Source organism: Massilibacillus massiliensis (assembly GCF_900086705.1).
In the GTDB taxonomy this organism is placed as follows: domain Bacteria; phylum Bacillota; class Negativicutes; order FLKF01; family FLKF01; genus Massilibacillus; species Massilibacillus massiliensis.
On record NZ_LT575483.1, the window covers coordinates 3705808 to 3730586 of the forward strand.

Below are 24779 nucleotides of genomic sequence, written 5' to 3' on the forward strand. Positions count from 1 at the left end.
ATTGCTACAATTTTAAGTAGGAGGAATTGACATGGACGCACACTCTATTTCACAGAAGAAACAATCTCGTTGGAGGGTAAGATACTCTGTTTTAAGTATACTCTGGTTAGGATGGTTATTTTCTTTTTTAGATCGAATGGTAGTCAGTGTAGCTTTACCATTTATCGGTGAAGAATTCCAATTAGATGCAGCTTCACAAGGAATGATTTTAAGCGCCTTTTTTGCCGGTTATGCTTTATTTCAAATACCAGGTGGAATGTTGGCCGATAGATTTGGACCTAAAAGAATCATGGCCTTTGCGATTGCTTGGTGGTCTATCTTTACAAGTCTTACAGGTATGGTTTTTTCCTATCCCATTTTGTTACTTTGTCGATTTGTATTTGGTGTGGGAGAGGGATGCTTTCCTGGTTCATCATGGAAAACAATTGCTACGTATTTTCCTTCACGTGAAAGAGCTACTGCAACTGCGATCCAAGCCTCGGTTAATACATTAGGCCCAGCGATTGCCTCGTTAGTAGCAGCAAGTATTATCGCCGCTTTCGGTTGGAGAATGGTTTTTATTGGTTTGGGCATACCAGGTATTTTAATTAGCTTATTGATTTTTTGGTACATTAAAGACAATCCACTTCATCATCCGCATATCACAGAGGCTGAATTAAGAGAGTTGGATGACAGTCCTGCTGAAAAGGAAAATAAACCAAAAGTAAATATACAGTTTAAAGAATTTTTGAAGATGCGGATATTATGGCAGATGGTGCTGATCTGGTTCTTATTTGATATTACTTTTTGGGGATTTGTTTCATGGCTGCCATCTTATTTAATGAAAGTTCGCGGCTTTTCTATCATAAAAACGGGTATTCTTGGATCATTACCGTTTTTTGTTGGCACAGTGGGTATGCTGATTGGAGGATACTTATCCGATCGGTTTAAAGGGTCTCGAAAATGGCTCTTTATTCCTAATACATTGATTGCAGCAGTTTTTTTGTATTTTACCTATAGTGTAACTTCTGCAGATTGGGCTGTGGTGTTTCAGTGCATTTCTTCTTTATTTATGTTTTTAGCGTTTGCAGCTTTTTGGGGATTGGTTATCGATGCAATTCCCCCAGAAATTATGGGCGCTAGTTCTGGAACGGTTAATTTTGGTGGTCAGGTTGCCGGCTTTATATCACCGTTTGCAATGGGGTATCTCATTGATGCAAACCAGGGGGCATTTGATATGGCATTTATGTTCTTGATTGCAGCAGCTGTAGCTTCGGTTTTAGTTGCATTAACTGTAAGTAATAAAGCAATTGAAAATTAGAGGTGAGAAACACGCATCTGCGTTGTTGCTGCCATGTGATGCTTGTCGATAAACATTTTATTTTGTTTACAGTATGGAGCAGGGAGACTAGATTTTCTAGTTTCCCTGCTTGTTTTAGTTATTTCTGATTGTCACATTTGTGAGCATTTGAAACTGGATATAAAAGAAATTTTACTATTTATCGAGGTCAAATAAACCGTTTGCACTATGATGACATAAGATATATAGGGGTGAAAGATATGCAACCTGTTTTTAGTACCAATGGGCAGCATGTTGCTTGGATTAATGGCAATTATGTATACGATGTAAGTGGCAATGCAATTGCTTATACAAGCGATGATGGAATTTATGCCCTAAATTCGGCAAAGTATATTGGTCAAATAGAAAATGGTGAAGCCTTTATTTGGCGAGAGGATATTGAAGAGCATCTGTGATGGATGCTCTTTCAGCGTGTAGACAAACTGTGGACAGATAGGCAGCGGGTCGGTGAAAAGCACTCATCTGCGTCGTTACAGCAAGTTGCTGCTCGTCGACGTACAGAAGTACGACTCCTTCACAACCCCTTACTGTGCCTAGCATCTAAGCACTTTTCACCAACCGGCAACCTATCTTTGTACTAGTTTATAAGTGGAACAAATTTCGGTGGTTTCTAAGCTATCAATATAAATATAGGATTTGTCTACAGTCTGGAAGAGCATCGCTAATGGATGCTCTATTTTCTTTATAATTTAAAAAAATGGATGGAAGGATTTTGCGTGATTTTAACGAATTTTATAATAAATATATATAATAGTATGATATATATCGTTAATTGAAAATCTAAATTATAGTTTTATTTTTTGTGGTTATAATATAAAAAGAAATGAATATTCTGAAAATGATGAATTTTAGGAGGATATTATGTTACATTATATGAATTGTATTCAAGAAGTTGAAATCATGTGTAAAGAAGCATGGATGCCCAGTGATATTGCTGCGGGAGAATATTGGATGGAGATCACATGGAAACGTCAAAACAGTGAAAACAAATTTATGATTATTTATGGAAAAGAAAATATAGATATTGTGAATAAAATTTTAGACTTTCATCATGAAGCCGATGAAACCATAATAAACCACGGCGAAAAAAGTGCGTAACTTTTCTCATTAACGTATTCTATCTGGTATTATAAATAGAGTTTGAAAATATCGTGTCTATCAAAAGGAATGTATTGGATGAATGCATGCGATCATATTTGCGATTATGATATAGTTAGAATGTAATTTATGGTATCTGACATTAGTTTTACAAATAAAGCAGGATTTTGCAATTTTTTTGAGAAATAATATTGTGTATAAAATAAATACGAGTTTATTATGAAGGTATAGCGCATAAAGGGGTGCAGGAAAAGGATGAAGAAGGAGTTTTCTTACAAACAATTTATTGTAAGAATAGGGATCATGGCATGTTGCCTTTTGGTACCTTTAAGTGCAGGGCTTTCACCCAAAGTTGAAGCCGCGAGTATAACAGAAGTTTTGCTTGGTACAGCTGTTCAGTATGAGTATTTCAATCGGCAGCTAAAATATTATGATAATGATGGTAGAGATAAATATTTCGAGCAGATCAAAGAAAAAGAAGGCGTAAGTGACGATCCAGAATTAAATGAAATCCTGGAAGATGTTGTGACGAGACTTTCTTCCTCTATTGCGCAGACGGATGCATCAGTTCTTGAAAAACCATATAACTATTTTGTTAATCCCCAAACAACCTTTAATGCTTTTTGTACGATTGGGCATAACCTTAGTGTAAATAAAGGTCTGTTTACCTTATTAAATCATAATGAAGATGAAGTCGCTGTTGTTGTAGCCCATGAGATGGCGCATGGGCAAAAAGGGCACCCGATTAAGGGCTATCAAAAGTCAGTGCCATTGAATGTTTTAACGCAGTTGTATAAAGCACAAAATCAAGATAATGCTTCGCAGCTACTCACCAATGTAATAGGAAATTATGCGACAGCAAACGGAATTACAAAGCCACAAGAATGGGAAGCTGACAACCTCGCGTTTGATTATGCTGTACAGGCTGGATATAACCCTGGTGCGGGTGCAGCTACTTGGCAAAAAGTAATTGAAAAAATGGGCGAATCCTCAACAAATTTTGTTGGAGAAATATTTTCACCGTCTGATCATCCTACAAATCAGGCTCGGCGCGATAATTATGCCAAGAAGTTAACCGAATACAGTAAATCCCATGTTCTGGTTGAAGACAGCGTCATTAAAATAAGAGACAGTGTATTTATGCAGACGACAGCCAATGATTCGATGAGTGGGATGGAGCGGAGTTATTTAGTTGCTGGAAATCTCGCAGCAGTATACCGTAACAATGACACAATTCCAGAGGCTTATGTTGAACATGGTATCGTAAAAATGGGTGAACAAGAAATTGTTATTCCGAATGCAGATGAACCAAATGCAGATGAGTTAGTGGATATTCTAAATAAAATTAAATAAAAATAAGATACATAACAAAAGCTGCTACGTATCTTAGATGGGGATGTTGTATTAATTTACAGCATCCTTTATTTTGTTGATTCGGGGAAAAGTTGTTGGATAAAAATGATTGGTTACAGATCGTTAGATTTCAATTGTAGCGTCATCTATTATGCGAATTTTAAAAATATCTTTTAAGTCGGTCATTAATTTAAATAATGCGATATCTTTTTGCTTGGCCTCGATCATCACATCAAAATCGCAGTTGAAAATTTTTACTTGCTGCACAAATGCATAAAATTCTTGCGCTTCAATAAAGTCTGCATGTGCCCGAAAGCTTTTTTCACTTCTAGGGCTGGAAAAGTGAACTTTGGGGGTAGAGCCACGCCAGGTTTTTATTAGTCTTGGCCATAAAGCCTCAAGAGATTCCCCGGTATTGCAGCAGTTGTGATGATGTACGTCAAATACTACAGGCGCATTTATTAGGGTGGACATTTGTAAAGCATCTTCTGCTGTAAAAACTTTGTCGTCATTTTCGATGATGATTCTATTTTTTATAGAATCAGGAAGTTTTTCGAAATTCATATGAAAGCGTTTTAGTGCGGAAGGTTTGTCCCCGTATAGACCGCCAATATGAAGCACGAGTTTTGCAGAATCATCTAATCCCATCGTTTGAAATAATTTAGCGTGGTAAGTAAGTGTTGCAACGCTTGTTTGAAAAACTGTTTCATTAGGCGTATTCAGTAATGTAAAATGATCGGGATGCGCACTTACACGCATATTGTTTTGATGAATATACTTCCCTATATTGGTCAATTCATCTTTGAATTCTCCGATATAGTCCCAATCTGCTGTTACAGGATGTGTTGCTAAAGGTATTAATTTAGAAGTAATTCGGAAAACGTGAATGTTGCTAAAGGCGTTATATTTTAGAACGCGTAGCAGACACTCCAAATTTGTTTTTGTAATTCTTCTTAATCTTGCCAAACGATCTTTTTGTTCATGCAGTTTCATAAGATTTGTATGTGTAATTGTTTTATTTGGTGAACCATCTAAAATATTAAGTGCCATTGCCACATAACCGAAACGAATGATCATTCCATATTACTCCTTTAATAAGAAAATTTTCAATTTAAATCCAAGTTAAATATTATGTTGTACACATGTAAACAAAATAATGCAAAATTCGTTGACAGCCTTTTAAAAAATTTGCTATTATTATAGAGTAATTGAATAAATTTTATATAGTTTGAAAAGATAAATATGAACTGTTTAGAAAGTCAAGCTTGTCGATTGCAGTCGAGTATCAATAGTGCCGTAAACAAGATGTGTTTATAGGCTAATTTTTATTTCGGCTGTAAAATTATTTCCCCAAATACTTTGTAAGTTAAAACTATATGTCTCATTCGACTCCGGCATCATGTCGGAGTCGAATGAGTTATCAGAAGCAAATGGTATTTTAGTCCATAAATTATAAATTATTTACATAATTTAAATTTGTTGCTTTACTTGATTTATGTCAAGTGAAATATATTTATTCAGCGCAAGTTAGGAGAGATGATTGACAAATGAAAGTAGCCATTATCATGGGAAGTGATTCTGATTGGCCGATTTTAAAACCGGCAGCAGAACTTCTAAAACAATTTGGCATAGAAAGTGAAGTCGTAGTTGCTTCCGCACATCGCACGCCGGCAAAAGTACATGATTATGTAACTTCTGCAAGTGAACGTGGGATTGGTGTTTTTATATCAGCTGCCGGTGCAGCCGCTCACTTAGGGGGCGTTATAGCAAGTTTAACGACATTGCCTGTCATTGGTGTACCAATTAATGCTACATCGTTAAATGGCCTGGATGCACTTTTAAGTACAGTACAAATGCCATCTGGCATTCCTGTTGCTACTATGGCAGTAAATGGTGCTAAAAATGCGGCAATTTTTGCAACGCAGATCTTAGCTGTCAATGCTCCTGAACTTCAAGCTAAATTAGCGGCGCATCGTAAGCAGATGGCAGAAGAGGTTGAGCAAAAAGCGGCTAAGGTAGCTGCGCAATTATAGGTAGTGGAGTTCATTCATATTTTATAAAATTTTAATTGAAAATTGGGGAGGCTATTACTCATGGAAAAGAAACCATTATATGAAGGCAAAGCAAAACAAATGTTTGCAACTGAAAACCCAGATGAATTATTGGTGTATTATAAAGATGATGCAACAGCAGGTAATGGTGCAAAAAAAGGCAAGATTCTTGAAAAAGGAATCATGAATAATAAAATTTCTGCATTTTTCTTTGAATTGTTAACAAAAAACGGTATTGAAAATCATTACATTAGTATGCCAAGTGACCGTGAGATGTTAGTAAAGAAATTGGATATTATCCCATTAGAAGTTGTGATGAGAAATATTGCCGCTGGCAGTTTGGCAACTCGCCTTGGTTTAGAAGAAGGCACCAAAATGTCAACTCCAATTGTCGAACTTTATTACAAACGTGATGATTTAAATGATCCGATGATCAATCATTTCCACATTAAGGCATTAGGCCTTGCTACACAAGAACAGATTGATGCGTTAGAACAGATGGGGCTTCAAGTGAATGAAATCTTATCCAAATATCTTGCAACAAAAAATATTGAATTAATCGATTTTAAATTAGAATTTGGTATGTATAAAGGAAAAGTAATTTTAGGTGATGAAATATCTCCAGATAATTGTCGTTTCTGGGATACTGTAACGCATGAAAAATTAGATAAAGATAGATTCCGTCGTGACTTAGGCAATGTTGAAGATGCGTATAAAGAAGTATTACACAGATTAACAGGAGAGGTTAGATGATCATAGACTTAGAACAAGATAAGTTGAAAGAAGAATGCGGTGTATTTGGTATTTATTCTCGCGAAGAAGATGTTGCGATGCATACGTATTTGGGGCTTTATGCGCTGCAGCATAGAGGACAAGAAAGTGCCGGTATCGCAATTACAGATGGTTCTTGGATGGACGTAACACGTGGCATGGGACTTGTAAATGAAGTGTTTCGCCATCAGATTCCACATATGGATAATCAGTATATCGCAATTGGTCATGTTCGTTATTCAACAACAGGCTCTAGCTTATTAGCAAATACGCAGCCATTATTAGTAAACTATTCTGGTGGGAAAATCAGTTTAGCGCATAATGGCAATCTTACAAATGCGACTGAAATCAGACGTGATTTAGAAGAACAAGGAACCGTTTTTCAGACTTCTATTGACAGTGAAGTTTTTGTCAATTTAATTGCAAGATCGCGAAAATCAACGATAGAAGAGAAGATCATGGAAAGTTTAGTTCAAATTAAAGGGGCGTATTGCCTGACGATTATGACAGAATCGAAACTCATTGGTGCGCGTGACCCGCAAGGTTTTAGACCGCTTTGCGTTGGGAAAATGGGCGACTCTTGGGTGCTTTCCTCAGAATCTTGTGCACTTGATACAGTTGGTGCGGAATTTATTCGTGATATAGAACCAGGTGAAATGGTTGTAATTGATGAGCATGGGTTAAAATCTTATCAATTTGCAGAAGTAACGAAACGTGCTTCTTGCGTATTTGAATATATTTATTTTGCTCGTCCGGACAGCGTAATTGATGGACAAAGTGTTCATGAAGCTCGTTTTGAAATGGGAAAAGTACTTGCGAGAGAAAGCGGATTTAAAGCAGATATCGTAATCTCTGTTCCGGATTCCGGTACAACTGCGGCAACGGGCTTTGCTTATGAAGCAGGCATTCCTTTTAAAGAGGGACTGCTAAAAAATCGTTATATTGGGCGTACGTTTATTCAACCAACGCAAAAGAAACGAGATACGAGTGTTCGATTAAAATTGAATGCAATTAAGTCCGTGGTGAATGGTAAATCTGTTATCTTGGTCGATGATTCCATTGTGCGTGGAACGACAAGCGGTAAAATTGTTCGCATGTTAAAATCTGCTGGCGCAACTGCGGTTCATATGTGCATTAGTTCTCCCCCGATCGGGTATCCTTGTTTCTATGGCATAGATACTTCTGCTCGTAAAGAATTAATTGCTGCATCTAAAACGGTGGATGAAATCCGTGCATATATAGGCGCAGACTCTCTACATTTCTTGTCGATTGAAGGCTTGAAAAAATGTGTATCTAAAGTAAATTGTGAAGACATGTGCTATGCATGTTTTAATAGTGCTTATCCTGGTGATACGCCATCCATAGATATTGATGGTTCAGATAAATATGTATTCGAGCAAAAATGCTAAATAAATAAAATAAATGATAGTCCACATTATCCATAACAAAATTGTTATGGATAATGTGGCTCTTAGAAAAGTTGCGAAAATGGAGGCTCTCGATGACTATAAAAAACAAGTCCGAACAACAACTTACGTATCGTGATGCAGGTGTTGATATTGATGCCGGAAACTATTCAGTTGAACTTATAAAGGAAAGTGTAAAATCTACCTATCGTCCAGAAGTTTTAGGAGATTTAGGTGGTTTTGGCGGCTTATTTGCATTAAACAGCGGCAAATATAAAGAACCGGTTTTGGTATCTGGAACAGATGGCGTTGGTACAAAACTTCGTTTAGCCTTTATGTTAGATAAACATGATACGATTGGGCAAGACGCTGTTGCAATGTGTGTAAATGATATCTTGGTGCAAGGGGCAGAACCTTTGTATTTTTTAGATTATTTAGCAGTTGGTAAATTAGAGCCAGAAAAAGTAGCTGCTGTAGTGAAAGGCGTTGCTGGTGCTTGTAAAGAATCAGGCTGTGCGCTAATTGGCGGTGAAACGGCTGAAATGGCAGGCTTTTACCCAGATGGTGAATATGATATTGCTGGATTTGCTGTCGGAGTTGTAGATAAAGCGAATATTATTACGGGTAAAGAGATTCAACCTGGGGATGTTTTAATTGGGCTGCCTTCAAGCGGTGTACATTCAAACGGGTATTCCTTGGTTCGCAAAATATGTTTTGATGTGAAAAACTTTAAGGGTGATGAACATATTGAAGCATTAGGTAAAACGATTGGTGAGGAACTTTTGACACCAACACGTCTTTATCCGAAAGTTTGCCTGCCTTTGATCGAAAAGTTTCACATAAACGGGATGGTTCATATCACTGGCGGTGGATTTTATGATAATATTCCTCGTGTTTTGCCAAAAAACTGTGGCGTTGAAATTGATTCAACTGCATGGGATAGACCAGAAATTTTCAATTTGCTGAAAGAGTGGGGCAATGTCGCTTGGCCAGAAATGTATCGTACATTTAATATGGGAATCGGCATGGTACTTGTTGTTCGTCCTGATGAAGCACAAAAAATGCAGGCACATTTACAAGCAAATAACGAAACATATTTTATGATTGGTAAAGTGGTAGAAGGCAGTCAGGAAGTTGTCATAAAAGGTGGAGTATTCAATGGCTGATACACGAAGGTTAGGTGTAGTAGCCTCTGGACGTGGCAGTAACCTGCAATCTATTATAAATGCAATGCAAGCGGGACAAATTAAAGCTGAAATTGGCGTAGTGATCACGGATAAACCTGAAGCCAAGGCTCTAGATCGTGCGCGTGAAGCTGGAATTTGTGCCGTATGCATAAATCGCAAGACCTATGCTTCTCGTGAAAGTTTTGAACAGGCATTAGTGGCGGAATTAAAAAAACATCAGATTGATTTGGTTATTTTAGCTGGCTTTATGCGTATTTTAAGTCCCTTTTTTGTACAAGCTTTTAAAGATAAAATTATGAACATTCATCCATCCCTATTGCCGGCTTTTCCTGGTGCGCATGCACATCGTGATGTACTTGCTTATCGAGCGAAAGTGTCGGGGTGTACCATTCACTTTGTCGATGAGGGGATGGATAGCGGTCCGATTATTTTGCAACAATCCGTACCTGTATTGGATGATGATACGGAAGACTCTTTAGCGGCACGTGTTCTAGAAATAGAACATGTGTTATACCCAAAAGCGATTGCGCTTTATTTAGATGGAAAACTAGAGGTGCAGGGGCGTCACGTAATAATCAAAAAATAATGTATAGGTGGTTATGGTAAGAATGAAAATGAAACGTGCGCTGATCAGCGTATCTGATAAAACTGGAATTGTAGAATTTGCCCAAAAGCTTCATGCTGCCGGTGTGGATATTATTTCGACTGGCGGTACAATGAAAACTTTGCGTGCGGCTGGTATTCCTGTTACGTATGTAAGTGATGTAACAGGATTTCCAGAAATTATGGATGGGCGTGTAAAAACTTTGAATCCATACATACATGGCGGAATTCTTGCAATTCGTGATAATGAAGAACATATTGCTGCTATGGAAAAACATAAGATTACTGGAATTGATATGGTGGTCGTAAATTTATATCCATTCCGCCAAACAATTTCAAAATCTGGTGTTAGCCAGGAAGAAGCAATTGAAAATATTGATATCGGCGGTCCGGCAATGATTCGCGCCGCAGCGAAAAACTTTCAATATGTCACTGTTGTTGTTAATCCAAAACGCTATGATGAAATTGCAGATGCAATCGTAAGTGAAGACGGGATTGACCGCACTTTGCGTATGGCGCTTGCAAAAGAAGCTTTTGGACACACAGCAGAATATGATGCATGTATTCATCAATATTTAGCAAAACAATTAGGGGAAGGTGAATTCCCGAATCAAGCGCATATCGTCTTAGAAAAAGTGCAAGATTTACGATATGGTGAAAATCCGCATCAAAATGCTGCTTTTTATCGTGAAGTAAATGCAACAACCGGAATTGCAAATGCAAAACAATTGCATGGCAAGGAACTTTCTTTTAATAATATCGTGGACATTGAAGCCGCTTATCATATTGTTGCAGAATTTGACCAACCTGCAGTTGCCATTATAAAACATACAAATCCATGTGGAACCGGAATCGGAAAAGTAATTTCCGAAGCTTATCAAAAAGCTTATGAAGCAGATCCTGTTTCTGCTTTTGGCGGTATTGTAGCATTGAATCGCACCGTAGATCAGGCAACTGCGCAGCAAATGAGCCAGTTGTTCCTTGAAGTTATTATTGCACCAGCGTTTGATGAAGCTGCGTTTACGATCTTAAGCGCCAAGAAAAACATCAGATTATTGACTTTGCCTGTTCCAAATCTTGAAGAAGTACGTATGGATACAAAAAAAGTATCGGGTGGAATGCTTCTGCAAAATGCGGATACTATGGATGCAAAAAGGGCGGATATGAAAGTTGCAACCAAACGGCAGCCTACGGAGGAAGAATGGAAACAAATGCTGTTTGCTTGGAAAGTTGTTAAGCATGTGAAGTCAAATGCAATCGTGATCGCAGGCAATGACCAAACCTATGGTGTTGGTGCAGGGCAGATGAATCGTGTTGGCTCAGCGGCAATTGCACTTGAACAGGCAGGGGATAAATCAAAAGGAGCTGTGCTCTCTTCCGATGCGTATTTGCCATTTCGGGATACGGTAGATACTGCGGTAAAAGCTGGCATTACAGCAATCATTCAACCGGGCGGTTCGATTCGTGATCAAGAATCGATTGATGCTGCGAATGAACACGGAATTACAATGGTGTTTACGGATATGAGACATTTTAAACATTAAGTCTTTCCATCTTTCTTTTGGGAGTTTTCGTGCGTCTTAATTTTGAGTAGAAGGAGTGATGTTAGCGTGCGTATTCTAGTGATTGGCGGCGGCGGTCGTGAACATACATTGGCTTGGAAACTTTCGCAGAGTAAACATGTTGAGAAAATGTATGCGATTCCCGGAAACCCTGGAATGGAAAAAATCGCAATCTGTGATTCCGATATTTCTATTTCTGATAATGAGGCATTGGTTGCCTTTGCCAAAGAACATAAAATCGATTTAACTGTAGTAGGACCTGAGCTTCCGCTCGCGAATGGTGTTGTTGACGCATTTGAGGAAGCTGGATTAAAAGCATTTGGTCCAACGAAAATTGCGGCTGAAATCGAAGGGTCTAAAGCATTTTCGAAATGGTTAATGAAAAAATATCATATACCAACGGCTAAGTTTGAAGTATTTACAGAAGCAGAAGCGGCGAGAGCCTATGTGAAGGAGCAAGGTGCACCCATTGTAATTAAGGCAGATGGTCTTGCAGCCGGTAAGGGTGTTATCGTTGCCGCTACATTGGCAGAAGCATTAGACGCGGTTGACAGTATTATGTGTGATCAAACGTTTGGCGAAGCAGGCAGTCGTGTTGTAATTGAAGAATGTCTGGTAGGTGAGGAAGCATCTTTACTTACATTTACAGATGGTAAAACAATTGTACCGATGATTTCTTCACAGGATCACAAACGTGCTTATGATAATGATCAAGGGCCGAATACTGGTGGTATGGGAACTTATGCACCTGCACCAGTGGTGACAGAAGAAATATTACAAAAAGTGCAAAAAGAGATATTGGAACCAACGATTCAAGCCATGGCAGCAGAGGGCAGAACGTATGTCGGTTGTTTATATGCGGGGTTAATGATCACTGCAGACGGACCGAAGGTCATTGAATATAATGCACGATTCGGTGATCCTGAAACGCAGGTTGTCTTGCCGTTGCTTGAAGGCGATTTAGCTGAAATTATGCTTGCCTGCATTGATGGTAAACTTGCTGAAGCAGACATCGCTTGGAAGAAAGAAGCTGCAGTATGTGTGGTTATGGCAGCTGGCGGCTATCCTGCCGATTACAAAAAAGGTGACGTGATTACAGGGATGGATGCTGCTGAGGCCGATGGTGCTGTAGTGTTTCATGCCGGTACAGCAAAGACAGATGCTGGCATTGTCACAAATGGCGGACGGGTAATTGGCGTTACGGCAACTGCTGCAAACATTGAACAAGCAGTAGATCGCGCTTATCAGGCAGTTCAGAAAATAGATTTTAGCAAAAAACATTTTCGTAAAGATATTGCATATCGTGCAATTGCAAGATTGAAATAAAAAATGAAAGAATCACAAATAATAGGAGCGATACGCTTCTATTGTGATTCTTTTTTTGTATACGTAAAAGCGTTTTTACTAAAGTAAGGAGTGGTATTAAGATGGAGCTAATCCTAATCAATATTGCTATTATTCTTATCTTAGGCATTGGTTTATGCATGATACTGATCGGTCTGCCAGGGAATACGATTATTTTTGTGACAACGCTCATCTATGCGTTATATGATAATTTTGTTCATATTGGAATAGGAGAATTAGCGACTATTTTTGTCGTAATTTTAATTGGTGAATTATTTGAAACGTTTTTAGGTGTCCTTTGGGCGAGAAGAGAAAAAGCCTCCAAAATGGCGTTAGGCGTAGCTGTCTTAGGTACGATTCTGGGTGGAATCATTGGCACGATGATTTTACCTTTAGTTGGCTCTTTTATTGGTGCTTTATGTGGTGGTTTCGGTGGTAGCTATTTAGCTGAATATCGAAAAACCAATAATGCGGACCAAGCATGGCGAGTGGCTATCAGTGTAATTAAAGGTCAAATCTTAGGCGTAGTGATAAAATTTTCAATTGCGATTGCTATTATTCTTTATGTAATTCTGCAATTCTCATGGTCATAAAATAATAGTGCTCCCATAAATATGAGCTTCCTAAATAAGCGAAGCATGTCGTGATTGACATGCTTCGCTTATTTTTTTATCTGCTGAACAATTTAATATTTTATTCCGTTGTGATATTGACAATCATTCTCAAAATAACATATACTTACCACAGGAATTATACTGTTTTATCGAAATGAGGCCGGTACGTGTCGTATTAGCAAAGAATAATATCTGAAGAAAGACAATGTTATTAGGATATATCACTAGCTTAATGCTAATATACATGGGCAAGCTAATAATTTAAACTATTGAAATAGAGTAAATTGTAGCTATTAATTTATACATAAGGCAAGGTGAAATCAAATGACTAAGTATATATGCTATGTATGCGGGTATCCTGACTTGGCTGAACCACCACGTGGAGAAAATGGGAAAATACCATCATTTGATATTTGCGATTGTTGTGGTGTTGAATTTGGATATGAAGATACAGATGAGAAAAATATGCTTTGTTATAGAAAGCGATGGATAGAATCCGGGGGAAAGTGGTTTTGTAAAGAATTACGACCATTAAATTGGAATATGAAAGAGCAACTAAGAAATATAGGGATATTGATTGAGGAAAAATAATTTTGGTTTAAACGCCGAATCGTAGACTTTTAATCGCGAGTTTAATGGAAAATTTATTACAACTAAGAATAGTGGACATTATGGTGAAAATTAGATGCTGGAAACAAGAGCACAATTTAAAAATATTATGAAAAATATACTTAAATCTTCTTACAGCTAATTTTGTTCCAAAGTAGTTATTTAGAGAAAGCTTTCTTATAGGATCTCACCAAATTATAAAGTGGATTCCTCTTTTCCTATACTGGAGTCCACAGGACAAAGTGACGAAGTGCACTGCAGCTAAAATTCGGACACTGTCCCTTCGCCTTTTAATTGATAAATTCTATTCAGTTGACATAGATAATGTGGAAAAGTTATAATATCAGTATATTAATAATGATTATCATTCTAAATGATAATTAGATTTGTGCTGTCTCGGAGGATATACTTATAGACGTATATTGGATAAGAGATCAACTTGGTTGATCTCTTTTTTACTTTAATCACTTAAGCGATTGATTTTATGGGGAATTCTGATTTGATGATACATTGGCATTATCTTGGATTCTGGTGAGGAAGTGTATGTTGTTGTACCAATTTAGACCAAATGTTATACATATGAAATATTGTTTGTTAGTTAGTTTATGTTTTCTTTCTATAGTGTCTATATTTGTTGGTGTTAAGAATATTGATTTTTTACGTCTAAATTTTGAGGATGTACAGGTACTGCTCATTAGTAGATTGCCAAGGCTCGTTAGTATTATTGTCGTGGGGTGTAGTGTGAGTATTACTGGTTTAATTCTGCAAACGATCATGAAAAATAAGTTTGTTTCACCGACTACTGTGGGAACGATTGATTGGGCGCGGCTGGGAATTTTAATTGCAATGTTGTTTTTTAGTAATGCAAGCCCTTTGGTAAAAATGATCGTAGCTTTTTTATGTTGTTTAGTTGGTTCGTTCTTATTCATAAAACTATTGGAAAAAATTAAGGTCAAAAATCAAATTTTAACGCCATTGATTGGTTTGATGTTTGGTAATGTAGTGTATGCAATCGCCACCTATTTTGCATATCGTTATGATTTGGTACAAAATATGGCCTCTTGGCTGCAGGGAAACTTTGCGTTGATTCTTAAAGGGCGATATGAGCTTCTGTATATCGGTATTCCATTTTTAATTCTCGGATATCTGTTTGCCGATCAATTTACAATTGCAGGCATGGGAAAATCATTTTCACAAAATCTTGGTCTAAATCATGATAAAGTTGTCAATTTTGGTCTTATTGTGGTCGCGATGATTACTTCTGTAGTAACCGTTACCGTTGGTGCGCTGCCATTTTTGGATTTAATTGTACCGAATCTTGTAAGTATGATTCGGGGCGATAACTTAAAAAATAGTTTGTTGGATACAGCTTTATTGGGCGCGAATTTTGTGCTTTTATGCGATATTATGGGAAGGATTATCATTTATCCTTACGAAATCTCAATTGGTATGATGATCAGTGTCATTGGCAGTGCGATTTTTCTTTGGATGGTGCTGAGGGGGCAGAAAAATGGAGCTTTGTAAAGGACGTATGAGTGAAGGTCATTTGGATGTCACGAAAACAGATAAACGGGCGATGAAAATTTTGATCGTCCTGGCGATTTTTGCTTTGTGTGCAGTGGCTTTTTTCCTTTTTCAAGGATTGAATGCAGGTAATTTTGATTTTAATTTTCCACGTCGTTTGCGAAAGATTGCAGCTATGGCATTGGTCAGTGTATGTGTTGGATATTCTTCTGTTGTGTTTCAAACAATTACAGAAAATAAAATTTTAACACCGAGTGTTATGGGGCTGGATTCTTTATATGTGTTTATTCAGTCTTGTATTGTTTTTTTATTTGGAGCAAAAAAACTTGTGTTGCTGGATAATTCTCTGCAATTTATTTTGTCTGTAGTTGCGATGATGATTGCTTCTTTGATAATTTACAAGATCGTGTTTAAGGAAGAGAGCCGCAATGTTTATACATTGGTATTGGTTGGAATGATTATGGGGACGTTTTTCTCGGGGATTGCTTCTTTTCTGCAGTTAATGATTGATCCAAATGAGTTTGCGATTCTCCAAGGAAAATTATTTGCTAATTTTAAAAATGTAGATGAAAATCTTTTGGTGATTTCTTTCGTGATTGTGGCTATGCTTTTTATCATTTCAAGAAAAGATATTTCAGCGTTTGATGTGCTTGGTCTTGGACGAGAGACTGGTATTAGTCTTGGTATTGATTATCATCGCTTTGTGCGGCGTACGATGTTGATTATTGCTGCAATGGTGTCTGTGTCCACGGTACTTGTTGGGCCGATTACTTTTCTAGGCATTTTGCTCGTGAGTCTGTCTCGAGAATTATTAAAGACGTATCGGCATTGCTATATCATTTTAGGGGCTGTGTTGATGGGAGTTATTGCGCTTCCTGTAGGTCAGGTTATGGTAGAACATGTGTTTAATGGTAAGACGACGCTTAGTGTTATTCTTAACTTTATCGGAGGCATCTATTTTGTCTTTATTTTGTTGAAGGAGAGTAAAAATGATTGAGATAAAAGAGGCTACGAAATTATATGGTGGTAAGGCGGTGGTAGATGCTGTTTCTGCTAAATTGCAAGAGGGACACCTTACCGCATTTATTGGAAGTAATGGTGCAGGAAAGAGTACCTTGCTTTCTATGATAAGCCGACTTTTAAAGATGGATGACGGTACGATTAAAATCGATGATATAGAACTGCGACAATGGGATCAAGAGGCATTGGCAAAAAAAATCTCTGTCCTTCGGCAGACGAACCATATTAATTTGCGGCTTACTATTCGTGAACTTGTAAGTTTTGGTCGGTATCCTTACTCGAAGGGGAATCTTAATGCGCAAGATCGCTTAAAAATTGATGAAGCGCTGGAATATACTGGTATTTTGGATATGCAGGACAGATATTTGGACCAGCTAAGCGGCGGGCAGCGGCAGATGGCCTATATTTCAATGGTAATTGCACAGGATACAAAGTATATTTTTCTCGATGAACCGTTGAATAATTTGGATATGAAGCACTCGGTACAATTGATGAAGATCTTGCGAAAATTAGTAGATGAACTTGGCAAGACGATTATTATTGTGATTCATGATATCAATTTTGTTTCCTGCTATGCAGATGATATTCTAGCTTTGCGTAAGGGAAAATTAATCAAAAACGGGAGTGTGCATGAAATTATCAATTCTCAAGTACTGGCAGAGATTTATGATATGCAGATCGATATCAGCAAGGTAAAGGGAAATGATATTTGTGTTTACTATACTTAATGTTTTATTTAAAACAAATTTGCAAAAAAATAAAAGATTCTGAGGAGGTTATGATGAAAAAAGTAGCTGTATTTATTTTGTCTATCTGCATGATGGGAGCTTTATTAACGGGGTGCACAGGTGCAAGTGCAACAGAGTCTTCGAATGTCGCTAAAAAAGGTCCGACGATATCTGTGACACATAAATTGGGTGCTGCAGAAGTTCCGCTCAATCCAAAGCGCGTAGTTGTATTGGATTATAGTGTACTGGATTCGCTGGATTTTTTAGGGGTACAACCTGAGCTTATGATACCACAAAAGGATCTTCCTCCTTATCTCAAGAAGTATAAAGCTTCTTCTTATAAGGATGCAGGGGATGTAAAGGAACCAAATGTCGAGGCTGTAAATGAATTTAAGCCGGATCTTATCATCATCAGTGGGCGTCAAGCGGATTTATATAAAGAGTTCTCCGCAATTGCACCTACAATTTATGTGGATGTAGATTACACGAAATATTGGGATGAGGTTGAAAAACAAAATCTGTTGATTGGCGAAATGTTTGGCAAGAAAGCAGAGGTTGAGAAAAAATTAGCGGAAATTAAAACAAAGGTTTCTGAGGTGAGGTCGATCGCAGAAAAAGGAAACAGCAACAGTTTGATTGTTATGACAAATGATGGCAGATTAAGCGCTTACGGGCCCGGTTCTCGTTTTGGGTTAATTCATGATTTGCTTGAAATAAAGCCTGTCGATTCTGCGATTGCAGTAAGTAAACATGGTATGGAGATAGGATTTGAATATATTGCTGAAAAGAATCCAGATAGTCTGTTTGTCGTTGATCGTACGGTTGTAATTGGTGGCACGAATCTAGCTTCAAAAACACTTGATAACGATCTAGTGAAGGGAACAAAGGCCGGCAAAAATGGTAAAATCATTTATCTTGATCCAGGGACATGGTATTTATCCGGTTATGGATTGGAATCTATTCCTATGATGTTAGACGAGGTTTCTATAGCCCTCCAATAGGATTGTGTGGAAAAAAGGGGGCTATTTAGATTCGAAATTTAACAAATTCCTTTGTAGCTCGAAGTAGTGCTCGTGTAGGCAACAACTTCTTGTAGACAAAAAATTTAGGAAGAATTCGTCAGCACAATGAAATTATAGTATAATTGGGATAAGTATATATCGTATCGTATATATTAACTTTAGAGAAAAAAGATGGATATCGTAGAGGAGGACCACAATGTCGTTAGAAATTGGTCATGTTTATCATGGATTTAAGTTACTTGAAACAAAAGAAGTAAAAGAAATAAATGCAGTAGTCAATATGTTTTACCATGAGAAAAGTGGTGCGCGGCTACTGTTTATGAAAAATGAGGATGATAATAAAGTTTTTTCAATTACGTTCCGTACACCCCCTACTGATAGTACAGGAGTAGCACATATAGTTGAACATTCCGTATTATGTGGTTCGAGAAAGTTTCCAATGCGCGAGCCGTTTGTCGAACTCGTAAAAGGATCGTTAAATACGTATTTAAATGCAATGACATTTTCCGATAAAACCATGTATCCTGTTGCAAGCCGGAATGACAAAGATTTTCAAAATCTAATGGATGTTTACTTGGATGCAGTCTTTTATCCATGCATGTATGAATGTCCTGAAATCTTGATGCAGGAAGGCTGGCATTATGAAGCAGAAGAGCGTGATGCTGAGTTAAAGTATAAAGGCGTTGTATATAATGAAATGAAAGGCGCGTTTTCTTCCCCAGAGGCAATCTTAGATAAAGAGATCATTACTTCGTTGTTTCCAGATACAACGTATGGGTTTGAATCTGGCGGAGATCCAGAAGTAATTCCGGATCTCACACAGGAAATGTTTTTAGCGTTTCATAAAAAATACTATCATCCATCCAATAGTTATATTTACTTATATGGTGATCTTGATATTTTAGAAAAATTGGCATTCCTTAATGATGCGTATTTAAAAGATTTTGATAAAATTTCTATAGATTCCAGCATTCAGGAACAAGCTTTATTTCAGGATAAAAAAGATGTAACAGAGTATTATCCGATTTCGCCAAATGAACAGACCGCCGATAAAACTTTCTTAAGTTGGAATTGTATTGTGGGTAAGGCAAATGAAAGTGAAATTATGCTTGCTATGCAAATTTTAGAGCACTTTTTGCTGCGTACACAGGCTGCGCCATTGAAGAAAGCTTTAGTCGATGCCGGTATTGGAAAAGATGTATTAAGCTCTTTTGGCGATGGTGTTTTACAGCCAACATTCAGTATTATAGCGAGTGGCGCAGATGAAAAAAATAAAGAGAAATTTGAGCAGATCATCCGTCAGACGCTAGAAGATCTAGTACGAGATGGCATTGATAAAAAATTGATTGAAGCATCGATTAATTTATTGGAATTTAGACTGCGGGAAGCTGATTTCGGTCAAAGTCCAAAAGGTTTAATTTATAATATTAAATTGATGCACAGCTGGTTGTACGATGAAAGTCCATTGCTTTATTTAGCCTATGAAGAAGCTTTAAATCATATTAAAGCGGCATTGACTACAAATTATTTTGAAAAAGTGATTCAAGAGCGTTTGTTGGGGAATCAGCACGTGACTTTGGTGACCTTAAAACCGAAACAAGGCCTAGGGGAAGAAAAAGCAAAAGAAGTTCGTACACGGCTCGCAGCGTATAAAGCGGATTTATCAGAAAAGCAGATGGAAGAACTGATAGAAATGACAAGAAAACTGCGTAAACGCCAAGAAACACCGGATTCTCCGGAGGTACTTGCATCTATTCCATTATTGGAGTTAAAGGATATTGAAAAAAAATCAGAGCAATTGATTTTGACGGAAAAAACAATCCAAGATTGTAAAGTCTTATTGCATCCAATTGTGACAAATCAAATTGCTTATTTGAATTTGTATTTTGATGCTGCAGTTGTGCCGCAGGCTCTATTACCATATGCTTATCTATTTGCTGAATTACTTGGCAAGGTCGATACTGCTAAATATACGTATGGCGAGCTTGCCAACGAGATCAATATTAGCACCGGTGGAATTGGATTTGATGTGATCGCTTATACGACGAGTGATGATATGGATGCATATTATCCTAAATTTAAAATCAAAGCAAAAGCTTTAGTACAAAAGCTACCAGAGCTGTGTAATTTAATTGCAGAAATTATCAGCAAGAGTAAATTTGATGATAAAAAACGGATAAAAGAATTGATTGAGCAAACGAAATCAGCGCTTGAAATGTATTTGCTCCGAAATGCCCAACAAGTGGTAGCCAGTCGTATATTATCTTATTTTTCACCAGCGGGAAAATACAATGAACAAGGACTTCTTTCTTTCTATGAATTTATCGTAGATTTAGATAAAAACTATGAAACAAAATTCGCAGAAATGAAAGAAAAATTTGCGCAATTGACAACGCTGATCTTCAATAAGAATACGATACTGACAAGTGTTACTTTGGAAGAGGAAAATTATCAAGCGTTTGAATCTGCTTTCACGGGGCTTTTAAATGTGTTGGCGGTAAACGAAGCAGCAAAGCAAAGCTATCAATTTGAAGTAAATAAGCTAAATGAAGGATTGATGACTTCCAGTAAAATTCAATATGTTGCGAAAGGCGCGAATTTTGGTAAACTTGGATTTAAATATACTGGCAGTTTAAAAGTATTAGAGACGATTCTGCGTTACGACTATATGTGGAATAAAATTCGTGTTCAGGGCGGGGCTTATGGAGCCTTCACCCAATTTAGACGCAATGGGAATATGGTGTTTGGTTCCTATCGTGATCCAAACCTAGTAGAAACCATTGATGTGTACAATAAAACTGCTGATTATTTGCGTAATTTTGAGGTCAGTGAACGAGAAATGACGAAGTATATTATTGGAACAATGAGTAATTTAGATGCACCATTGACTGCGCAAATGAAAGGTGAAATTGCTGCGGAATGCTTTATTCGAAGCATTACACAGGAAGATATTCAAAAAGAGCGGGATCAAATTTTGGCAACACGACAAAAAGATATCGTAAATTTAGCCGATCTAATTGAAGCCTGTATGAAAGAAAATTACCTTTGTGTGTTGGGTAGTGAAGAAAAAATTGGTGCCCATAAAGAAGTCTTTGGCAAATTGAAAAGCGTATTTGCTTAAACGGTTCGACATTTATTAAAGCGTTGTTCTTTCTAAAAGAGGTTACGAAGTATCTATATAAGAATACTTCGTAACCTCTTTTGTTGTGTATTTTGACAGTAAAGAAACGAAATAGATACAATGTAGTAAAGTTGGAAATTGCAAGCACTTCATTTTGAATATAAAAATGGTAATATTTTATAATGATAAAATAAGGTATTATATTTACATGGTAGAGTGATATAATGATTTTATCTGGATGGAGGGATTGTAATGCTCATTGACTTACATTGTGATACGATCTCAGTTTTGCTAAATAAAGACAAAACTGAAAGCTTGAAGAGAAATCATTTATGTGTAGATATAGAAAAATTGAAGCAGAGTGGCTCTTTGGCACAATTTTTTGCTTTATATATTGATAAAAATGCAGTGGTGAATCCATTTGAAACGGCAATGCGTATGCTAGATAAATTTTATTCTGAGCTTGATTTAAATTCGGCAGATATCGCAGTAGCCAAAAATTACAATGAGATGATGACCAACAAAGCGAATGGGAAAATTTCAGCTTTTTTAACCATCGAAGAAGGTGGCGTCATCAAAGGCGAGCTTGCGAATTTGCGTAATTTCTATCGTTTAGGTGTGCGCTTAATGACGTTAACCTGGAATTATCCGAATGAAATTGGTTATCCGAATTTTGAATGGCAGTATCAAAAGCAAGGCTTGACTGAATTCGGTAAATGCGTAGTTGCAGAGATGAATCGTTTGGGGATGTTAATTGATGTATCGCATCTTTCCGATCAAGGCTTCTATGACGTAGCAATCCTTTCAAAAGCACCTTTTATTGCATCGCATTCTAATAGTCGGGCGATCACCAATCATCCGCGTAATTTAACAGATGATATGATACGAAAGATTGCCGAACATGGTGGTGTCATAGGGTTAAACTTTGCAGCAGCCTTTCTAGGAGAAAGCCCGACGAGTCGCATCGAAGATATGATTCGGCATGTAAAACAAATCTATAAAGTGGGCGGAATTGATGTCTTGGCAATTGGTACGGATTTTGATGGAACAGCACCGAATTTTGATATCGTACATATTGGACATATGGATAAATTACGAGATGCTTTGCAAGAAAATGGTTTTACCGCAGCTGAATTAGATAAGATTTGGCACAAAAATAGTGAACGGGTCATTCGAGAGGTTTGCTAAAAACAGAAATAAGATTGACAGTATATAGGGGAATTCCTATAATGAAAAGGATACATAATACAAGGAGTTTTAGTAATGAAAAAGTCGAATCCGAATAAGAGACATATGAGTGATCCACGTAATAAAAGACAACATATTTTAGATGCTGCCTATATCGTTTTCTCTAGGAAGGGATTCCATCGGGCAACTGTTGATGAAATTATTGCTTTAGCTGATACAGGAAAAGGAACTGTATATAATTATTTTGTGAATAAAGAACAGCTTTTTTATACTCTGGTTAAAGAACATAGTGACCCATTTCATAAAAAAATTGAAGAGATTGTTGCCAGTGATCTGTTGGCGATTGAAAAGATAGCGATTATGACGAAAGTATTTTTGGAATTCTATTCAAAAAATGCTGATCTATGGCGCGTGTTATTGCATGAAATGCGTGCTTTTGGAGAAGCTGGCTGTTCGGAACTTGATAAAGACCAGCATGAAAAATATAAGAAAAATTTTGAAGATACGATAAATTTACTGGAAGTCGTACTAACACAGGGCATAGAACAAAATTCAATTCATGAATGCAATACGAAATTGGCTGCATATGGTTTGTTTAGTGCTATTATTGCGATTGTATTTCAAGATTTAGTTGGGGATGATATGGAGGTAACAGCGCAAAAGATAGCGAATACATTTTTATTTGGGATAGCTATACAATCGCCAAAAAAAACATAAGGTGTAATAGTATAGAGTTACAGGGGGCAAAATTTTAAGTGGAAATTGATATTAGCGATAAAGTCAATAAGATGGTTAGATACGGATTTTTAACTGTATTGCTACTTACGATTGTATGCAGTGGAACAGTTTGGTGGTGGCAGCAGAGTCATGGGTATTTATTAATTCATAATGCCATTGTTAAAGGCGTCGGTGTGAACGCAAGCGTGAAAGTAGCCGGACAAGTCACGGAAATCGTTGTAAACGACGGCGATATGGTAGAAGCGGGGCAAACTTTAGCTAAGATAAAAATAAAGACATCCCCAGAACAAATAAAACAATTGGAGACTGCAGTCGAAACAGCAAAACTGCGGTATAATGAACTGCTAACCAGACCAGGCCAAACGACAGCTTCAGCTGCACCAGCCGCGAGTAATCGAGGCGATACAGATGCAGCACAGGCTGCCTTAGACAAGGCGGCTTCTAATAAAGAACGAATGGATAAATTATTTGCGATTGGTGCGATTAGTGCAGTGCAGCGAAATAATGCAGACCGTGCTTATCAAGCTGCCCAAGAGGCACTCAATGCGGCGCAACAGACCCAGAGCATGCCACAGGAAAATTTTGCGCAGACCAACAGAAGTCAAGATCATGCACAATTATTAAAATTGGCACAGTTCCAATTGGAGCAGGCAGAGTCTGCATTAAAGGCTTCGAAAGAAGGCGAACAAATTACACCTGTCCTAGCACCTGTGGCTGGCACGGTGAATTTTACCAACGTGAACGCTGGAGAAGACATAGAAGCAGGACAGCCAATTTTTACGATTGGGGAAACAAATAATGTATGGGTTGAAGTACAAGTGGACGAGAAGCAAATAGAAAAAATAAAACTTGGCCAATATGTTGATTATGATATTGAAGCATATCCAGGTGAAAGTTTTAAAGGAACAATTTTTGAAATTGCATCTGAAATGCCACAAGACGAAGAATCTATGCAAGGCCTGCCAGTTAAAATTTCATTACCGGCTGATACGGATCATACTTTTAAATCGGGGATGAAAGTCAATATAAAAATTAGAACAAAATAAAAATAATCTGTCTCTTTTTTATAGAGGCAGATTATTTTTATTTTCGTATTTTCACAAGTTAAAGAATAAAAGAAATAAAGAAGGAAAATAATGAAATAAGCAGAATACCTTATATAATAAATCAAATTGTTAGGAGTGTTTGAATTGTCTTCAAATCCAAAATTAAAAGATGAATTAACCGATCAACTATTTCAGGCAGTATTATTATTGAAAGATACAGAAGAATGCTATCAATTTTTTGAAGATATATGTACAATTAGTGAAATTAAATCGTTAGCGCAACGGCTGGAAGTGGCAAAAATGCTGCGTGACGGTCACACTTATGATGATATTGTTGCACGTACTGGTGCGAGTACGGCAACAATTAGCCGTGTAAAACGTTGCCTGCATTATGGTGCGGATGGATACAAAGTCATATTAGAACGGTTAAGCGAAGCTGAAAAAGGATAGGAGTT

The 24779-nt window shown here is 37.3% G+C and carries 23 protein-coding genes; 22 read left to right on the forward strand and 1 reads right to left on the reverse strand.

Going from position 1 to position 24779, the window contains the following annotated elements; all coding sequences use genetic code 11:
- Window positions 1-31 precede the first annotated feature (31 nt).
- The 4 genes from BN6559_RS17775 (at window position 32) to BN6559_RS17790 (ending at window position 3790) form a co-directional block, all read left to right on the forward strand.
- Window positions 32-1300, forward strand: a complete 1269-nt coding sequence (locus tag BN6559_RS17775; RefSeq protein WP_110955981.1) for an MFS transporter — start codon at window positions 32-34, stop codon at window positions 1298-1300.
- A 239-nt stretch (window positions 1301-1539) separates the two neighbouring features.
- Entirely contained in the window at window positions 1540-1734 is a 195-nt protein-coding gene (locus tag BN6559_RS17780) for a 4-fold beta flower protein (RefSeq protein ID WP_110955982.1), read from the forward strand.
- Window positions 1735-2200: 466 nt separating this feature from the next.
- Window positions 2201-2437, forward strand: coding sequence for a hypothetical protein (locus tag BN6559_RS17785; RefSeq protein WP_110955983.1), 237 nt, complete (start codon window positions 2201-2203; stop codon window positions 2435-2437).
- Window positions 2438-2692: 255 nt separating this feature from the next.
- Window positions 2693-3790: a M48 family metallopeptidase gene (locus tag BN6559_RS17790; RefSeq protein ID WP_110955984.1), complete on the forward strand. Its 1098-nt coding sequence runs from the start codon at window positions 2693-2695 to the stop codon at window positions 3788-3790.
- A 123-nt stretch (window positions 3791-3913) separates the two neighbouring features.
- Here the strand turns inward: BN6559_RS17790 and uvsE are convergent, their stop codons facing one another.
- Window positions 3914-4867 (reverse strand): UV DNA damage repair endonuclease UvsE, encoded by a 954-nt coding sequence (gene uvsE, locus BN6559_RS17795; protein WP_110955985.1) that lies wholly within the window; start codon window positions 4865-4867, stop codon window positions 3914-3916.
- A gap of 470 nt (window positions 4868-5337) precedes the next feature.
- Between uvsE and purE the strand changes: the two genes are divergently transcribed.
- The 18 genes from purE (at window position 5338) to BN6559_RS17885 (ending at window position 24774) form a co-directional block, all read left to right on the forward strand.
- Complete coding sequence (gene purE, locus BN6559_RS17800) at window positions 5338-5823, forward strand: 5-(carboxyamino)imidazole ribonucleotide mutase (protein ID WP_110955986.1); 486 nt, start codon at window positions 5338-5340, stop codon at window positions 5821-5823.
- A 60-nt stretch (window positions 5824-5883) separates the two neighbouring features.
- The gene (gene purC / locus BN6559_RS17805) at window positions 5884-6594 is read left to right on the forward strand and encodes a phosphoribosylaminoimidazolesuccinocarboxamide synthase (RefSeq protein ID WP_110955987.1); all 711 of its coding nucleotides are present in this window, start codon (window positions 5884-5886) and stop codon (window positions 6592-6594) included.
- Window positions 6591-8021: an amidophosphoribosyltransferase gene (purF, locus tag BN6559_RS17810; protein WP_110955988.1), complete on the forward strand. Its 1431-nt coding sequence runs from the start codon at window positions 6591-6593 to the stop codon at window positions 8019-8021. Before purC ends, purF begins: the two co-directional genes overlap by 4 nt.
- Before the next feature lie 92 nt (window positions 8022-8113).
- Window positions 8114-9184 carry a phosphoribosylformylglycinamidine cyclo-ligase gene (gene purM / locus BN6559_RS17815; RefSeq protein ID WP_110955989.1) on the forward strand — a complete coding sequence of 357 codons (1071 nt, stop codon included), beginning with the start codon at window positions 8114-8116 and terminating at the stop codon, window positions 9182-9184.
- The gene (purN, locus tag BN6559_RS17820) at window positions 9177-9791 is read left to right on the forward strand and encodes a phosphoribosylglycinamide formyltransferase (protein ID WP_110955990.1); all 615 of its coding nucleotides are present in this window, start codon (window positions 9177-9179) and stop codon (window positions 9789-9791) included. Before purM ends, purN begins: the two co-directional genes overlap by 8 nt.
- Before the next feature lie 22 nt (window positions 9792-9813).
- Window positions 9814-11352 carry a bifunctional phosphoribosylaminoimidazolecarboxamide formyltransferase/IMP cyclohydrolase gene (gene purH, locus BN6559_RS17825; RefSeq protein WP_110955991.1) on the forward strand — a complete coding sequence of 513 codons (1539 nt, stop codon included), beginning with the start codon at window positions 9814-9816 and terminating at the stop codon, window positions 11350-11352.
- A gap of 66 nt (window positions 11353-11418) precedes the next feature.
- Window positions 11419-12696 (forward strand): phosphoribosylamine--glycine ligase, encoded by a 1278-nt coding sequence (purD, locus tag BN6559_RS17830; protein ID WP_110955992.1) that lies wholly within the window; start codon window positions 11419-11421, stop codon window positions 12694-12696.
- 101 nt (window positions 12697-12797) lie between these two features.
- A complete protein-coding gene (locus tag BN6559_RS17835; protein WP_110955993.1) occupies window positions 12798-13307 on the forward strand; it encodes a DUF456 domain-containing protein in 510 nt (169 codons plus the stop codon).
- Window positions 13308-13652: 345 nt separating this feature from the next.
- Window positions 13653-13919 (forward strand): hypothetical protein, encoded by a 267-nt coding sequence (locus tag BN6559_RS17840; protein WP_110955994.1) that lies wholly within the window; start codon window positions 13653-13655, stop codon window positions 13917-13919.
- Between the two features lie 561 nt (window positions 13920-14480).
- On the forward strand, window positions 14481-15461 hold the full coding sequence (locus BN6559_RS17845; protein ID WP_324609425.1) for an ABC transporter permease: 981 nt from the start codon (window positions 14481-14483) through the stop codon (window positions 15459-15461).
- Window positions 15448-16458 carry an iron chelate uptake ABC transporter family permease subunit gene (locus BN6559_RS17850; RefSeq protein WP_199884126.1) on the forward strand — a complete coding sequence of 337 codons (1011 nt, stop codon included), beginning with the start codon at window positions 15448-15450 and terminating at the stop codon, window positions 16456-16458. The genes BN6559_RS17845 and BN6559_RS17850 overlap by 14 nt, the downstream gene beginning before the upstream one ends.
- Window positions 16451-17209, forward strand: a complete 759-nt coding sequence (locus tag BN6559_RS17855) for an iron ABC transporter ATP-binding protein (RefSeq protein WP_110955995.1) — start codon at window positions 16451-16453, stop codon at window positions 17207-17209. The genes BN6559_RS17850 and BN6559_RS17855 overlap by 8 nt, the downstream gene beginning before the upstream one ends.
- 50 nt (window positions 17210-17259) lie before the next feature.
- A complete protein-coding gene (locus BN6559_RS17860; RefSeq protein WP_199884127.1) occupies window positions 17260-18210 on the forward strand; it encodes a siderophore ABC transporter substrate-binding protein in 951 nt (316 codons plus the stop codon).
- Between the two features lie 217 nt (window positions 18211-18427).
- Window positions 18428-21352: an insulinase family protein gene (locus tag BN6559_RS17865; RefSeq protein ID WP_110955997.1), complete on the forward strand. Its 2925-nt coding sequence runs from the start codon at window positions 18428-18430 to the stop codon at window positions 21350-21352.
- Window positions 21353-21604: 252 nt separating this feature from the next.
- A complete protein-coding gene (locus tag BN6559_RS17870; protein ID WP_110955998.1) occupies window positions 21605-22540 on the forward strand; it encodes a dipeptidase in 936 nt (311 codons plus the stop codon).
- Between the two features lie 75 nt (window positions 22541-22615).
- Entirely contained in the window at window positions 22616-23257 is a 642-nt protein-coding gene (locus tag BN6559_RS17875; RefSeq protein WP_199884128.1) for a TetR/AcrR family transcriptional regulator, read from the forward strand.
- Window positions 23258-23295: 38 nt separating this feature from the next.
- Window positions 23296-24324 (forward strand): HlyD family secretion protein, encoded by a 1029-nt coding sequence (locus BN6559_RS17880; protein WP_110955999.1) that lies wholly within the window; start codon window positions 23296-23298, stop codon window positions 24322-24324.
- A 144-nt stretch (window positions 24325-24468) separates the two neighbouring features.
- Complete coding sequence (locus tag BN6559_RS17885; protein ID WP_110956000.1) at window positions 24469-24774, forward strand: YerC/YecD family TrpR-related protein; 306 nt, start codon at window positions 24469-24471, stop codon at window positions 24772-24774.
- Window positions 24775-24779: the final 5 nt, after the last annotated feature.

Bases quoted from the DNA above. Each gene is read 5' to 3' on its own strand.
- purC (WP_110955987.1), top strand. From the start codon at position 5,884: ATGGAAAAGAAACCATTATATGAAGGCAAAGCAAAACAAATGTTTGCA.
- purF (WP_110955988.1), top strand. From the start codon at position 6,591: ATGATCATAGACTTAGAACAAGATAAGTTGAAAGAAGAATGCGGTGTA.
- BN6559_RS17840 (WP_110955994.1), top strand. From the start codon at position 13,653: ATGACTAAGTATATATGCTATGTATGCGGGTATCCTGACTTGGCTGAA.
- BN6559_RS17860 (WP_199884127.1), top strand. From the start codon at position 17,260: ATGATGAAAAAAGTAGCTGTATTTATTTTGTCTATCTGCATGATGGGA.
- BN6559_RS17870 (WP_110955998.1), top strand. From the start codon at position 21,605: ATGCTCATTGACTTACATTGTGATACGATCTCAGTTTTGCTAAATAAA.
- purH (WP_110955991.1), top strand. From the start codon at position 9,814: ATGAAAATGAAACGTGCGCTGATCAGCGTATCTGATAAAACTGGAATT.
- BN6559_RS17775 (WP_110955981.1), top strand. From the start codon at position 32: ATGGACGCACACTCTATTTCACAGAAGAAACAATCTCGTTGGAGGGTA.
- BN6559_RS17845 (WP_324609425.1), top strand. From the start codon at position 14,481: ATGTTGTTGTACCAATTTAGACCAAATGTTATACATATGAAATATTGT.
- BN6559_RS17780 (WP_110955982.1), top strand. From the start codon at position 1,540: ATGCAACCTGTTTTTAGTACCAATGGGCAGCATGTTGCTTGGATTAAT.
- BN6559_RS17875 (WP_199884128.1), top strand. From the start codon at position 22,616: ATGAAAAAGTCGAATCCGAATAAGAGACATATGAGTGATCCACGTAAT.
- BN6559_RS17855 (WP_110955995.1), top strand. From the start codon at position 16,451: ATGATTGAGATAAAAGAGGCTACGAAATTATATGGTGGTAAGGCGGTG.
- purN (WP_110955990.1), top strand. From the start codon at position 9,177: ATGGCTGATACACGAAGGTTAGGTGTAGTAGCCTCTGGACGTGGCAGT.
- purE (WP_110955986.1), top strand. From the start codon at position 5,338: ATGAAAGTAGCCATTATCATGGGAAGTGATTCTGATTGGCCGATTTTA.
- purM (WP_110955989.1), top strand. From the start codon at position 8,114: ATGACTATAAAAAACAAGTCCGAACAACAACTTACGTATCGTGATGCA.
- BN6559_RS17790 (WP_110955984.1), top strand. From the start codon at position 2,693: ATGAAGAAGGAGTTTTCTTACAAACAATTTATTGTAAGAATAGGGATC.
- BN6559_RS17850 (WP_199884126.1), top strand. From the start codon at position 15,448: ATGGAGCTTTGTAAAGGACGTATGAGTGAAGGTCATTTGGATGTCACG.
- BN6559_RS17835 (WP_110955993.1), top strand. From the start codon at position 12,798: ATGGAGCTAATCCTAATCAATATTGCTATTATTCTTATCTTAGGCATT.
- BN6559_RS17785 (WP_110955983.1), top strand. From the start codon at position 2,201: ATGTTACATTATATGAATTGTATTCAAGAAGTTGAAATCATGTGTAAA.
- uvsE (WP_110955985.1), bottom strand. From the start codon at position 4,867: ATGATCATTCGTTTCGGTTATGTGGCAATGGCACTTAATATTTTAGAT.
- BN6559_RS17865 (WP_110955997.1), top strand. From the start codon at position 18,428: ATGTCGTTAGAAATTGGTCATGTTTATCATGGATTTAAGTTACTTGAA.